The organism is Knoellia subterranea KCTC 19937 (assembly GCF_000768685.1).
Classification (GTDB): domain Bacteria; phylum Actinomycetota; class Actinomycetes; order Actinomycetales; family Dermatophilaceae; genus Knoellia; species Knoellia subterranea.
The window spans coordinates 315,595-327,201 of sequence record NZ_AVPK01000003.1 but is presented as its reverse complement, the minus strand read 5'-3'; the positions used below and the strand labels follow the sequence as shown (position 1 = coordinate 327,201).

Annotated in this window: 12 protein-coding genes and 2 pseudogenes; 5 read left to right on the top strand and 9 right to left on the bottom strand. The window is 67.2% G+C overall.

Annotated features, from left to right (window positions below; genetic code table 11):
* Window positions 1–61 precede the first annotated feature (61 nt).
* On the top strand, window positions 62–2,377 hold the full coding sequence (locus tag N803_RS07605; RefSeq protein WP_084764231.1) for a DEAD/DEAH box helicase: 2,316 nt from the start codon (window positions 62–64) through the stop codon (window positions 2,375–2,377).
* On the opposite strand, the gene N803_RS07600 is transcribed toward N803_RS07605, so the two are convergent.
* The 3 genes from N803_RS07600 to N803_RS18715 all read right to left on the bottom strand — a co-directional run bounded on the left by N803_RS07600 (window position 2,364) and on the right by N803_RS18715 (window position 3,959).
* Window positions 2,364–2,837, bottom strand: a complete 474-nt coding sequence (locus N803_RS07600) for an Hcp family type VI secretion system effector (RefSeq protein ID WP_035903883.1) — start codon at window positions 2,835–2,837, stop codon at window positions 2,364–2,366. The two genes, N803_RS07605 and N803_RS07600, sit on opposite strands and share 14 nt — an antisense overlap.
* 159 nt (window positions 2,838–2,996) lie before the next feature.
* Window positions 2,997–3,158, bottom strand: a complete 162-nt coding sequence (locus N803_RS18275) for a hypothetical protein (RefSeq protein ID WP_156969689.1) — start codon at window positions 3,156–3,158, stop codon at window positions 2,997–2,999.
* A 129-nt stretch (window positions 3,159–3,287) separates the two neighbouring features.
* Window positions 3,288–3,959 (bottom strand): phospholipase D-like domain-containing protein, encoded by a 672-nt coding sequence (locus tag N803_RS18715; RefSeq protein WP_211253477.1) that lies wholly within the window; start codon window positions 3,957–3,959, stop codon window positions 3,288–3,290.
* Between the two features lie 163 nt (window positions 3,960–4,122).
* Here N803_RS18715 and N803_RS18710 point away from each other — a divergent pair, with 163 nt between their 5' ends.
* Window positions 4,123–4,533: a hypothetical protein gene (locus N803_RS18710; protein WP_211253476.1), complete on the top strand. Its 411-nt coding sequence runs from the start codon at window positions 4,123–4,125 to the stop codon at window positions 4,531–4,533.
* 364 nt (window positions 4,534–4,897) lie between these two features.
* A complete protein-coding gene (locus tag N803_RS07590) occupies window positions 4,898–5,086 on the top strand; it encodes a DUF6767 domain-containing protein (protein WP_035903880.1) in 189 nt (62 codons plus the stop codon).
* A gap of 100 nt (window positions 5,087–5,186) precedes the next feature.
* Here N803_RS07590 and N803_RS07585 read toward each other — a convergent pair whose 3' ends face one another.
* Complete coding sequence (locus tag N803_RS07585) at window positions 5,187–6,632, bottom strand: vanadium-dependent haloperoxidase (RefSeq protein ID WP_035903879.1); 1,446 nt, start codon at window positions 6,630–6,632, stop codon at window positions 5,187–5,189.
* A 111-nt stretch (window positions 6,633–6,743) separates the two neighbouring features.
* On the bottom strand, window positions 6,744–7,184 hold the full coding sequence (locus tag N803_RS07580) for an SRPBCC family protein (protein WP_035903878.1): 441 nt from the start codon (window positions 7,182–7,184) through the stop codon (window positions 6,744–6,746).
* A 541-nt stretch (window positions 7,185–7,725) separates the two neighbouring features.
* Here N803_RS07580 and N803_RS19180 point away from each other — a divergent pair.
* Window positions 7,726–8,453: pseudogene (locus tag N803_RS19180) on the top strand (IclR family transcriptional regulator).
* 457 nt (window positions 8,454–8,910) lie between these two features.
* Window positions 8,911–10,026 carry a hypothetical protein gene (locus N803_RS18270; RefSeq protein WP_156969688.1) on the top strand — a complete coding sequence of 372 codons (1,116 nt, stop codon included), beginning with the start codon at window positions 8,911–8,913 and terminating at the stop codon, window positions 10,024–10,026.
* Here the strand turns inward: N803_RS18270 and N803_RS17920 are convergent.
* The 4 genes and pseudogenes from N803_RS17920 to N803_RS19005 form a co-directional block, all read right to left on the bottom strand.
* Window positions 9,998–10,384 (bottom strand): GNAT family protein, encoded by a 387-nt coding sequence (locus tag N803_RS17920; protein WP_211253473.1) that lies wholly within the window; start codon window positions 10,382–10,384, stop codon window positions 9,998–10,000. The genes N803_RS18270 and N803_RS17920 overlap by 29 nt on opposite strands.
* Before the next feature lie 122 nt (window positions 10,385–10,506).
* Window positions 10,507–10,782: a type II toxin-antitoxin system TacA family antitoxin gene (locus tag N803_RS19175; RefSeq protein WP_425402402.1), complete on the bottom strand. Its 276-nt coding sequence runs from the start codon at window positions 10,780–10,782 to the stop codon at window positions 10,507–10,509.
* A 176-nt stretch (window positions 10,783–10,958) separates the two neighbouring features.
* Entirely contained in the window at window positions 10,959–11,246 is a 288-nt protein-coding gene (locus tag N803_RS19010) for a methylmalonyl-CoA mutase family protein (RefSeq protein ID WP_035903875.1), read from the bottom strand.
* A 154-nt stretch (window positions 11,247–11,400) separates the two neighbouring features.
* Window positions 11,401–11,505, bottom strand: a pseudogene (locus N803_RS19005) (methylmalonyl-CoA mutase family protein); the annotation flags it as partial.
* Window positions 11,506–11,607 lie beyond the last annotated feature (102 nt).

Sequence of the window (11,607 nt, the reverse complement as noted above, 5' to 3'; positions counted from 1 at the left end):
ACACGGTCGCCGGGTCTGCCTGCGCAGGCACGCACCGTGTCCGAGACGAAGAAGGATTCGCTTGGCTCAGCGAGCAGCTCGACGAGGCGGTGCCACGCAGGCATCGTCGCGCGATCGACGTCGTTCCGACACCCGTGACCCCCGCGACGGCGAGGGCATCATCCCCGTCCTCGCGAAGACGGTTCGTCAGGTGGAAGCGGCAGCGCAACGGGGGAAGATCCGCCCGACGCAGCGGACGGCATACCAAGTGGTTGCTCTTCTGGTGCGGGAGGAAAGGGCGCGGGTCAAGACCGACGCGACCATCTCCGAGGCCGAGCGTACGAACGTCATGACGCGGCTCGACGGCATCGCGACGATTCTCGCGAAGACCGCTGCGCGCGACACCTCACTGCTCGCGCTGCTCGCCGACGGTGCCACCGTGTCGCCGACGGCCGCGAGCATGCGCAACGACATGCTCCGCGCGGCCGGGCGTGAGGTCGAGGAGGAGCCCGAGCCGGAGCCCGAGGCCGAGTCGGGTGAGCTGCCCGCCGTGGCGACCCGACGCGCCGTCCCCGCGACGGTCATCGCGCGCCAGCTGGCCAATCCGTTCCTCGCGCCGGACTTCTCGGCGGCGCGTACGCCGCGCCCGGCGACGAACCGACTCGCGAGCTGGGAGCTGTTGAGCCCGCTGTTCCGGTCGTTCGAGTACGGCGGTGACGCGACGTCGATGCCGCTGCCCGAGGCGTCCGAGGTCGTGCACGGCATCAAGGACCTGGTGCTCATGCCGCACCAGGCCGAACTTGTCGGTGCCGCGGCGGACGGGCACCGGACGTTCCTGCTCGCCGACGAGCCGGGTCTCGGCAAGACGGCGCAGGCGCTGCTCGCCGCGAATGCGGCCGACGCGTTCCCGCTGCTCGTCGTCGTGCCCAACGTCGTCAAGGCCAACTGGGCACACGAGGCGGCGCTGTGGACGCCGCGGCGGACGGCGACCGTCGTCCACGGTGACGGCGACTCGATCGACGGCTTCGCGGACATCGTCATCGTCAACTACGAGATCCTCGATCGGCACGTCGGCTGGCTCGGGTCGCACGGCTTCCGCGGCATGGTCGTCGACGAGGCGCACTTCATCAAGAACAAGACGTCGCAGCGGTCGCAGCACGTGCTGGCGCTGTCCGAACGCATCCGCGAGCGCATCCCGCGGGCGCTGTTCATGGCGCTGACGGGTACGCCGCTCATCAACGACATCGAGGACTTCCGGGCGATCTGGCAGTTCCTCGGTTGGATCGACGACAAGAAGCCGCGGCCCGCGCTCATGGCCGCGCTCGAGGCGACGGGGCTTGCGCCGTCCGATCCGGGCTTCTATTCGGCAGCCCGCACGGCCGTCATCAACCAGGGGATCGTGCGCCGGCGCAAGGTCGACGTGGCTGCGGACATCCCGGCCCGTCGCGTGGCCGACCTCCCGGTCGAGCTCGATGGTGCGATGGGTCGCTCGATCCGGGCGGCCGAGGCGGAGCTGGCGGCGCGGCTGGTCGAGCGCTACGAGTCGACTTTGGCGGCGCGTGCGCAGGCGACGTCGCTCAGCGGTGTGGGCGGCGGCGCGGACTCGGGCGCGTTCGTCGATGGCATCGACCTCGGGCTGGTGCGACGCGTGGCTGCTGCCGAGCTCAAGAACACCGGCAACGGCGTCGACAAGGGCGACAACGTCTTCACCCTCATGCGCAAGATCGGCCAGGCCAAGGCCGAACTCGCCGCCGACTACGCCGCACAGCTCGCGCGCAACGTCGGCAAGGTCGTCTTCTTCGCCAAGCACCTCGACGTCATGGACGTGGCCGAGGCGACGTTCGCCAAGCGCGACATCGGCTACGCCTCGATCCGCGGCGACCAGACGCCGAAGGTGCGCAAGGCGAACATCGAGGCGTTCCTCGAGGACCCGTCGGTCTCGGTCATCGTCTGCTCGCTGACCGCGGCGGGTGTTGGTCTCAACCTCCAGGTGGCGTCCAACGTCGTCCTGGCCGAGTTGTCGTGGACGTCGGCCGAGCAGACCCAGGCCATCGACCGCGTGCACCGCATCGGCCAGACCGAGCCGGTCACGGCGTGGCGGATCATCGCGGCGCAGACGATCGACTCGCAGTTGGCGCAGCTGATCGACGACAAGGCTGGCTTGGCTGCTCGGGCGCTCGACGGGTCCGATGAGGAGGTCGGGTCGTCGGCGGACGTCCAGCTCGAGGCGCTCGTGTCGCTGCTCACCGACGCGCTCGAGAAGGAGAACGCGACGTCGGCTGCTGGAACCGGGGTCTCGGGTCCGGCGGGTGACGCTGCCGCCGAGGCGACGGCCGCACCGCTGGCCGCGCCGAGTGTGAGCCCGTTCAGCCCCTTCAGTCCGTTCAGCGCGTCCTGAGGTCGTGGGTGAAGCGGATGGCGGGCTCGGGCCGGCCGTCCGCTCCCTGAGGGACGTAGTCGAGGCTGACCTTCGCGAAGGTGAGGACGACGACCTCGTGGGTGGCATTGGTGTCGATCGCGGTGGCGACGCTCGCCACCCCCACCTCGGTGAGGTCGATGACGAGGAAGTCGTGCTGCCCGTGACCCGCCCTGCGCACCGTGACCCGCGCCTTCGGGACGCGCTGCCCGGTCGCGCAGGCCTTCAGAAGCAGCGGCGAGGCGGCGTCGAGGTGGTGCGCGAAGGTGAACTCCGAGAACGTCGGTCGCCCCACCCGGCCGGCACCGCGCCCGGCGGCACCCGCGCCCGTCGCCTGGGCGACGCCCCACGACCACGACACCGCCTCGATCTCGTCCTCGTGGCCGCGCTCGCGCGACTCCCCCTTGATCGAGTCGATGCGGACGAAGATCGACGTGGACATGACGGCCTCCCCGAGTGGGCGTTGACGCTTCGCCCACGGTGACGCCCGCGCGCCAGTCGTGTCAACGCCTCGTGTCGCTCGGGTCGCCGACGTGACGATTGCCGTATGCCGTGAGCGACCGGCATACGTCGTGGTTTGGACTGCGGACGGTGGGCCGGGTCAGCCGGGGATCACGCGCGAGAGGTACTTCGCGGGCTCGTGCACCGGCTTCTCGGTGCCGCACCGACTGCAGGTGTGGAAGACCGCGCTCGGTCCACCCATGCCGGGGGTGACGTGTCGCTCCCAAGTGTGGCGTCCCATGAGGCATCGCATGTTCTTCATCGCCCGAACCTCCTGACATCGAAGTCGCCTCCAGTGTCGACCCAAGCAGGGGTATGCGTCGATGGTCCGTCGGCACCGTCGGTGCCACGGACCCACGGCCCGGGTGGGCTCACCCTCCCCCGACCCTGCTCAGAAGTCGGTCGTCCCGCGGAGCCTGCGCGGCCGGCCGTCCGGGTCGTAGAGCGCGAGGTATGCCGGTCGCGCCCACGCGCGCGTGCGCCGCGACAGGACGGGCGGGACGTGCCGGTGGATGCGGCTACCGGGGGCGCCCTCGCGCTCTGTCCACAGCTCCATGGCTGTGCTGGGGTCGGCCAGCCGCGGGTCGTCGTCGGGCAGGCCGAGGTGCTCGGCCCAGAGCGAGGTCCGCAGTGAGCGAGGCAGCTCTCCGTCCTCGTCGACCACGGCGCAGGTGACCTCCGAGTCGTGCGACCAGGATCGGCGGTTGAGGTTGTCGGAGCCGATGGTCATCCACTCGTCGTCGACGACGCAGACCTTGGCGTGGACATAGATCGGTGTGCCCTCGGCGTTCTCGAGGTCGAAGAGCGCGAACCTGTCACCGCCCGCCTCGTGCAGCGCGTCCCAGGCGAGTCGCTGCGCGTACATCATCGGTGGGCCGCAGACCCGGTTGTCCTCCTCCGGGTAGCGCGGCACGACGCCGATGACCTGCAGCTCCGGCTCGCGTCGCAGCGCCTCGGCGAGGGTTGCCGCGACGACGTCGGACCAGAAGTACTGGTCCTCGATGTAGATGAGTCGACGCGCCCGCTGGCACGCCCGCGTATAGGCGCGCGATCGACCGCTCACCCTCCGGGGCGAACGGGTATGCCGGCCGCTTGCGTGGGTAGGTCCGCAGCACCTGGACCTGGTGCGGGCCTGCCTCCGGCGGCGAGTCCCAGCGCTGCGGCAGCGGCTCGGGGTGACGTGGCATGCGCACGATGCGGTGGTGCACCGCCCGGTAGGGGTTGCGGTGGTCGAGCGGGGTCGGGTCGTCCCAGCGCTCGGCGAACGTCTCGAGAACGTCGGCCACGGCCGGTCCGCGGATCTCGGCCATCGCGTCGTGCCAGGGCGGGGTCGGACCGTAGCGCTCGTCGAGCGGCGGTGCCTGCGGATCGCCGTGGTGGTCGGCGTCGTCGCGTCGGCCGTGGCAGAGGTCGATGCCGCCCACGAAGGCGACGTCGTCCTGTGGCCGGCCCTTGAAGCGGACGACGACGAGCTTCTGGTGGTGCGACCCGGCGCGGCGCACCCGCTCGTCGAGAAGGGCTTCGCCGCCGGCCTCGTTGATGACCTGACCGAGCTCGTTGTTCTCCTCGCTGTTGAGCCGGCCGGGGTGCGAGCGCCACAGAAGGGCGCGGACCTCGACGCCGCGGTGGGCCGCTGACTTCAGGAGGTCGGCGACGGTCGGGCCGTCGGCGGTGAGGCGCTCGTCGGCGTCGCCGCGCCAGTCGGTGAGGAAGATCCGGTCGCCGTTGGTGGTCGCCTCGACGAGCTCGAGCAGCCGGGCGAAGTAGCCGGCTCCGTGGACCCGGGGGACGACGAGGTTCCCGGCCGTCCACGGCCGCTCCGAGGTGGGGAGGAACCACTCGCTCACCCACGTCACTCTGTCAGCCGGCGGACTGGGATGGGGCGGAGCCGATGGGCGGGCGGGTTCGCGAGGTCTGGCGGCGGCGCGTCGCAGAGAACGGGACGAAGGGCCCGGGTCGGCTCGCGCACTTCTCTTTAGCGTGGGTGGAGCAGGAGGTGCCATGTCCCGACGTCCACAACCGGCCTGCCCGATCCGGCCGGGCGACCCGTGCAGTCTGTGCTTCCCGGGGGCGGACGGGCCGCACAACTGCGGTCTCGTCTACCTCGTGCAGTCCGACCCGGAGCTGCGCGACCTGCTCGCGCAGAACCGCGCCGAGCGCAAGGCTGCCGCCGGTCAGGCGTTCGACTAGCCGCGACTCGAGGGCCGGGTCTGCGACCGGCGCTCGGTGAGCACGACGACGGGGCCCGCTGGAAGCGGACCCCGTCGCGCGGCATACGGATCAGAGGCGGTCACCCACCGGATCCCACGGGCTGGAGGTAGTGCGCCATGCCGGAGCTCGCCACGTTGCGGCCCAGGAGCTGCCCGGCCACGTCGGCGCTGCGGTAGTGCAGACCTGCCCAGATCCGCGCCTCGATGAGCTCGGTGAGCGGCTGGGTGAACGTGTCGAACGTGCGGACGGCGGCACCGCCGTGGTTCGTTGCCGTGCTCGTGATCTGGAACGGTCCGCCGACGGGGTCGTCACCGAACCAGGCCCGCAGCACCAGGGCGTGCGAGGCGTCGAGGCAGTTGTGTCCCGAGGTCCACTCCGGGTAGGGCGCAGTGATGAGGGCGGTCCATGTCGGGTCCTCCTGGGTCAGCGGGTTGTCGTCGTCGTGGGTGGCGTCAGCGGGGATCGCGTTCCACGGCCGCCAGAAGTCGAAGTGGTACTTGTCGTTCCAGCAGTTGATGGCGGCGTCTGCGCCGGCCATGTTCTGCAGCGCCAGCAGGCGGGCGCTGTCCTCGGCGTTGAGACCGGCCCGGGTGATGAGCTGTCGGGCCACCTCGTTCCAGCTGAAGACCGGTGCGCTCTGCCACCACCTAGCGATGTAGGTCTGGAAGTCGGTGCGGGTCGAGTCCGTGCCCCTGCCGAGCGCCATGACCTCGTTGAACTCGTTGGCCCACTGCATGCTGCCCAGGGCGGGCGGCGGCGCCGACCGGAACTGCGAGGGGCTCGTCATCAGGAACGGCGTGACGTTGCCCGCCCACGGGGTCGGGTCGAGTGCGGGTGCGCCGTTGACGACGAGCGGTTGCCAGTGTCCTGCAGCCGTGTTCGACACCCACGCTGACGGTCCGAAGCGGCCGTCACCCTCCCTCGCGGCGCGCATGGCCGCCGCCGCCGCGTGGCCGACGGCCACACCCTGACGCTTGAAGGCGTTGTTGGGAATGGCGTCGAGCGAGGCGTCGTAGGCCGAGTTCACCGTGCCCATCAGCGCGGCCCGCGTGGGGAAGGGCACCCGCTCCGGTGCCGTGGAGAGCAGCCACGTGATGACGTCGTATGCCGCAGTGGCGGTTGCCGCGTCCTCGGAGGCTCGCGCTCCCGTCCGGGTCTCGAGCTTGTAGGGACGGTACGTCACTCGTCCGATCGCGTTGACCGCGTCATAGACGGCGCCCTGCACCATGCCCATGTTGATCTGGAACGCGGGCGGCGCACCGCCGTCGGGACCGGGGATCGCTCCGAGCGTGCTCGCCGCGACCTGGTTCCAGTGGACGACCTCGCTGCTGTCGGTCGACAGTGGAGCGGCGGCGGTGGCACTCGACGTGCCGAGGGCGCCGAGCAGGGCCCCGACCGCTGTGAGAACTGCGGCGTACGACGACGTGGGTGGTGCATGACTCCTCCTGCGCGCACTGGAGCATGGGCGTGCGTCGCATTCGGAGACATCGTCGATCTGGGCGGTGTCACCCCGGCTGGGGGACACGCGGCACCAAACCAGTAACCCAGCATCGGTGACGGTCCGGCAACCCTCCGGGTGGGCGAGCCCGTCGGACGGGGCCCGGGCTGGCCCCGACCCTCGCGACGGGCTGATGACCTATCGGTTCTCGACAAGCTCCTTGAGCCTCTCGAGGTCCTTCGTCGTCGCACGTCGCATGGCGCGCTCGACCATGGGCGCGGTGAGCCTCGCGAACCCGGCAGGTTCACCGCGGTTGCGCAGCGTCATGCGGGTTCGCGTCTCGCCGACCTCGGTCCAGGCGTAGGTCGTCTCCATCGGGAAGGGGCCGTCGGTCGTCCGCATCACCAGTCGGCGCTGGGGCTCGAGCTCGACGACGCGGTAGGTGTAGGAGAGGGTGCGACCGAGGAACTGGGCGACGAAGTCCATGGTCGAGCCGACTGCGACGGGCGGTGGCGTCTGCCAGACCACCGAGGTGATGTTGGAGTACCACTCGGGGGCGTTGCTCGGGTCGCCTGCGTACGCGGCCACCTCGGCGATGGGGCGGTCGATAACGATCTCCACCTGCACGTCCACGGTCATGCGGTGATCATCCCGCAGTCCTCAGACGTGGCACCCATCAGCAGGGATCCCCGCACGGCCCTCGAACGCCGCGCCGATGCCGGCGCCGAACGTCTCAGCGTCGGGGCGACGTAGCAAAGAGCTGTGAAGAGCGAGAACCACGCATGCACCAGAGGATCGTGCGGCGGCGGCCGAGCGCGTCGGCGAGGCGGCCGGGGGCCAGGGCCCCGACGAGCATCCCGAGGAACGCGAGATTCCCGATGACGCCGGCGGTGGTGGCGGTGGTAGCCCCAACCGGGCTCGGCGAGGATCGAGGATGTGTCGTCCCGTAGACGATGAGGTCCGTAGCCGTCGAAGACCACGATGACCCAGCAGAGCGGGATCACGAGCCAGGCCGGGCGTACTCGGATGGGCTGTGGGGTGGGGGTGGGCGCCGTTGCCATGCGTTCGAGAGTGGGCTCGTCCCGTGAAGCGGAACAGCAAATTCTGCCTAGCAGAATGGCTGGTGCATGACTGGTGGTCGTGAGCGCGCGAAAGCTCAAGACCCAAACCCACGAATGCCGTGACCTCCGTCGACCATGCGCTGCGGCTTGCGACGTGGCTGCAGCTCGAAGGTGGGCTGACGGTGGCGGAGGCGGCTGAGCGGTTGGGGGTGGCGCGGTCCACGGCACACCGGCTGCTGGCGATGCTCGTCTATCGCGACTTCGCGGTGCAGAACGCCGACCGTGGGTATCGGGCGGGGCCGGTGCTTGAACTGGCGGGGAACTCGCCGTCGGAGACGTCCGCTCTGCGGGCGGCAGCGTTGGGGCCGATGCACGACCTGGTGGCGCTGGTCGGTGAGACGGTGAACCTGACGATCCGCACCGAGGACACTGCGCGGTTCATCGCCTCGGTGGAGTCGCCGCAGGCGCTGCGGGTGGGTTCACGGGAGGGATGGTGTTCCCGGCTCATCGGGTGACGGGCGGGCAGATCCTGCTGGCTGAACTGAGTGATGCCAGGGTGGAGGAGCTGTCCTCAGCGGAACGGTATGCCGGCCGCGAGACCGAGCGCCCTGCCGTGCCGCGCTTGCTCCGCAGGCTTGCCCGGATCCGTGCGCGAGGTCTGGCAGTCAACCGCGGAATTTCCGAGAAAGGCGTCGTTGCCACCGGCCGAGCAGTTCGCGACTCATCAGGTCAAGCCGTCGCTGGCCTCTCCATCTCAATGCCGTCCGCTCGCTGCGACCCCGAACAACTCCTCCGCCTCGACGCCGCCCTGAGATTCGCCTCTGCCACCACGTCGGCACTGCTTTAGTGTCGAGAAGCTCCGATGGTGTGTCACTTGGGAAGAGTGGACACGCACCAACGTGCAGACGCCCGGCGCCCGGTGGTCACGCAGTCCGAGACTCGACGACCATTCCATGGGGAGCCGTGTACTGAACCCTTCCGCATGAGACTTGTGGAAAGGTATCGACGTGGCCGTTGATCCCTTGGAACTGCAGACCGTTGCACTGCTCCGTTACGTCGACGAGTGCGGGTCGGGACCCCGCCCTCACGAGGACTGCCCCATCGCAAACGCGAGCGAAACTCCACCGCCCACTTGCCATCCGGCTTGTCGAGAAGCGCTTGCTGGGCTGCTTCGTCGGGGACGAAGCGCACCCTCGGCTCAGGCCGACGACTTTGATGCGAAGCGAATCGCGCTGAGTGAGCCGACTAGACATCCCGATGCGCTATGGCATACGTCTTCGCTCCTCCAAGAAGTTGACCGATGCATGCGCACCCATCCGTACAATTCGTCCGGGCGTCTCGTTCTGAAACGCCAAGTCTTTGCGACATCTGCACTAGCGGCACTAGGGCAGCGCGGCATCGACCTCGACTCGCTCGTACGCCATGGCTTCGGTGACAGAGTAAAGGTTGGCTTGGCAAGTTTCCTCACGTACCAAGATCGGTCCCCTGATGAGCGCGCCGACAGTTGGCCTCACTACCTCCGGTGGCGACGCATATTCGGTGAATCCGAAAATAATGCCTCTGAGGTCGGGGGATACTTTCGTTCGGCCATTCAGGGCGAAGCGCAACGGTATATCGACTCATGGCTCGAGTCGGCCCCGTTGGAGGATCTGATCGCGTGGCGACCAACATTCGACGAAATAAGGCCGGTCAAACGCGACGAAGAGGCCGTCGAGACCTGGCAATGGTTCGTAGACCGCTTCACGCAGACCTATCTGGCATCTTGGGCACCTTCCAGCCTTCGGCGTGAGTACCTGATTGTTTCAGGGCAAGTGGATTCTCCGATAGAAACGCAAATACTGCGAGAACGACCCGTCCATGTTGACCGTGTCGCCCGTGCAATCGCCGAATCTACGATTTCAGTTGAGTCCGGCACGGACCCGAGTATCACGGCTGCCCTCACGGAGCAAGCACTAGAGCTTTTGCATGGTGGAGACAGGACCGCAGCGGCTGCACTGTTTGAGGCTGCACGAACATTCAGCCCCAAGGACCCAACACTTAAAAACAACTATGCCTTTTGCATCATTCTGGACAAGCCAACTCAGGCGGTCCCTCTTCTCGAGGAGTCGCTGTCCGGACGCGTGGTTGACTCCACGGTGGTGCTCTGCAACCTTATGCTGGCCCATCACTTGATCGGCGATAATGAGAGGGCTCTCGAATTTGCCGATATTGCATTCGATTCTGTAGGCGAGCGGACCTTAGGCGCCTACCTTTGGCGATTGCGTCGCGAACCTTCGGACTGGTTTGTTGATCACGTGATGCCCGCGGACTGGATCGTCGAGTTAGGAGCGAGAATCGAAAGCTCCAATGGCGGCGCCGGTATTTGGACTAGTCGCCAAGATCCTCTGCAGGCTACTGCAGAGCTTTCCGAAGATCTTTGATTAGCAGGAAGAGATGAAGTGGGTCGGTAGGTGAGGGCTCAAACTCCGCTAAGTGCATGTAGAAGGCACGTGCATCGTCGTCTTTTGCGTGAATTAGAAGAGCGCGAACGCCTACCTCGTCCGCTGCCGCGTTGACCCGGGCCAAGGCGTCCACTAGCAAGCTGCGGCCCAAGTTCTTACCCTGCGCACTTGAATCGACGGCTAACCGAGTCAGAAGAATAACGGGAACAGGATGCCTAGGGACGCCCTTGGTAATACGTGCCGGCGCCGCCGCATTCTCCACGCCGCCGGTCGCTAGCGCATAGAAGCCCTGGATCTTGCGTGTTTCCAAGTCTGACGATACGAAGACAGTGGACATGCCTGCATTTTGGCTAGTGAGTGCGTGGCGTTGAATCCACTCATTCAGGTCCAGTTGGCCGCAATCAAATGACGATACCCCATCGGCCGCCACAAGCTTCCGGGGTCGCGCAAACTCTCTGTTCATTCGTCAGAAGCGAAATGATTAGCAGGGTCAGACACAAGATCCCGAAGTCGGGGCTTTAGGACCACCGGCCGCTCCAACGAGTCTTCGAATGCAGCCCAAGCCGCTTCATCCAAGAGAAACCACCTGCGATCAGCAAGTATTTGCTCGGCTGCGACACTAGCGCTGTCCAGGACAAAATCAGTCACTGTCTTACTGCTCGCCTTGGCCGCGAGACGAATGAGGGTGTCCTGCTTCGTAGTGGCGCGTAGATTTAGCCGCGACTCTCGACTCATCGGAACTTCCGCCAACGGGTTTTCGCTGGGCATGGCGACTCTCCTTAATTACTGGATTAAAGGAGTGTACATACGATGTGCGTACGGCGTCAACTTCCCTAGCGTCGCCACGTGACGTCGACGCGGGCTCTAGGCGGTGTGGCGGCAATGACTTCCGACCTCGAAGAAGGCGTCTGTCACCTCCTGGAGGGTGCACACCCGGGCCGCGTCCATGAGCACCGCCGGCCCAAGGCCTCCTGCGCCTCTACCAAGTGCGCTTCCCGGTACGCCCGGACCCGGGCCAGCTGCGACTCCTTCTCGGACTCCGGCGCCCGCGCGAGCTCGACATGCTGCGGCGTGCCACCCTCGGCGTCGGGCTTGCGGAACGTATTGACACCGATGATCGGCAGCGACCCGTCGTGCTTGCGGTGCTCATAGAGCATCGAATCATCCTGGATCTTCCCGCGCTGGCAGCCCGTCTCCATCGCCCCGCGCACTCCCCCACGCCCCGAGATCCGGTCGAACTACGCCAGCACCGCCGCCTCGACCATGTCGGTCAGCTCGTCGATGACGTACGACCCCTGCAGCGGGTTCTCGTTCATCGCGATCCCCACTCACGGTTGATGTCATCTGGATCGCCAGCGCCCGACGCACCGAGTCCGCCGACGGCGTCGTCAACGCCTCGTCAAAAGCGCTGGTGTGCAACGAGTTCGCGTTGTCATAGATCGCGATGAGCGCCTGCAGCGTCGGGGGCGATGTCGGGCGTGATGACCTTGCCTTGATTCATGACAGTCTGATGGACGCAGCTTTGGCGTAGGCAGACTTCCTAGTCCGCAAATCGCCCCT

Excerpts from the sequence above, each read along its gene's own strand:
- N803_RS07600 (WP_035903883.1), bottom strand. The coding sequence starts at position 2,837 with ATGTCCACGTCGATCTTCGTCCGCATCGACTCGATCAAGGGGGAGTCG.
- N803_RS18275 (WP_156969689.1), bottom strand. The coding sequence starts at position 3,158 with ATGAAGAACATGCGATGCCTCATGGGACGCCACACTTGGGAGCGACAC.
- N803_RS07590 (WP_035903880.1), top strand. The coding sequence starts at position 4,898 with ATGTCCCGACGTCCACAACCGGCCTGCCCGATCCGGCCGGGCGACCCG.
- N803_RS07580 (WP_035903878.1), bottom strand. The coding sequence starts at position 7,184 with ATGACCGTGGACGTGCAGGTGGAGATCGTTATCGACCGCCCCATCGCC.
- N803_RS18270 (WP_156969688.1), top strand. The coding sequence starts at position 8,911 with ATGCGCACCCATCCGTACAATTCGTCCGGGCGTCTCGTTCTGAAACGC.
- N803_RS17920 (WP_211253473.1), bottom strand. The coding sequence starts at position 10,384 with ATGTCCACTGTCTTCGTATCGTCAGACTTGGAAACACGCAAGATCCAG.
- N803_RS19175 (WP_425402402.1), bottom strand. The coding sequence starts at position 10,782 with ATGAGTCGAGAGTCGCGGCTAAATCTACGCGCCACTACGAAGCAGGAC.
- N803_RS19010 (WP_035903875.1), bottom strand. The coding sequence starts at position 11,246 with ATGGAGACGGGCTGCCAGCGCGGGAAGATCCAGGATGATTCGATGCTC.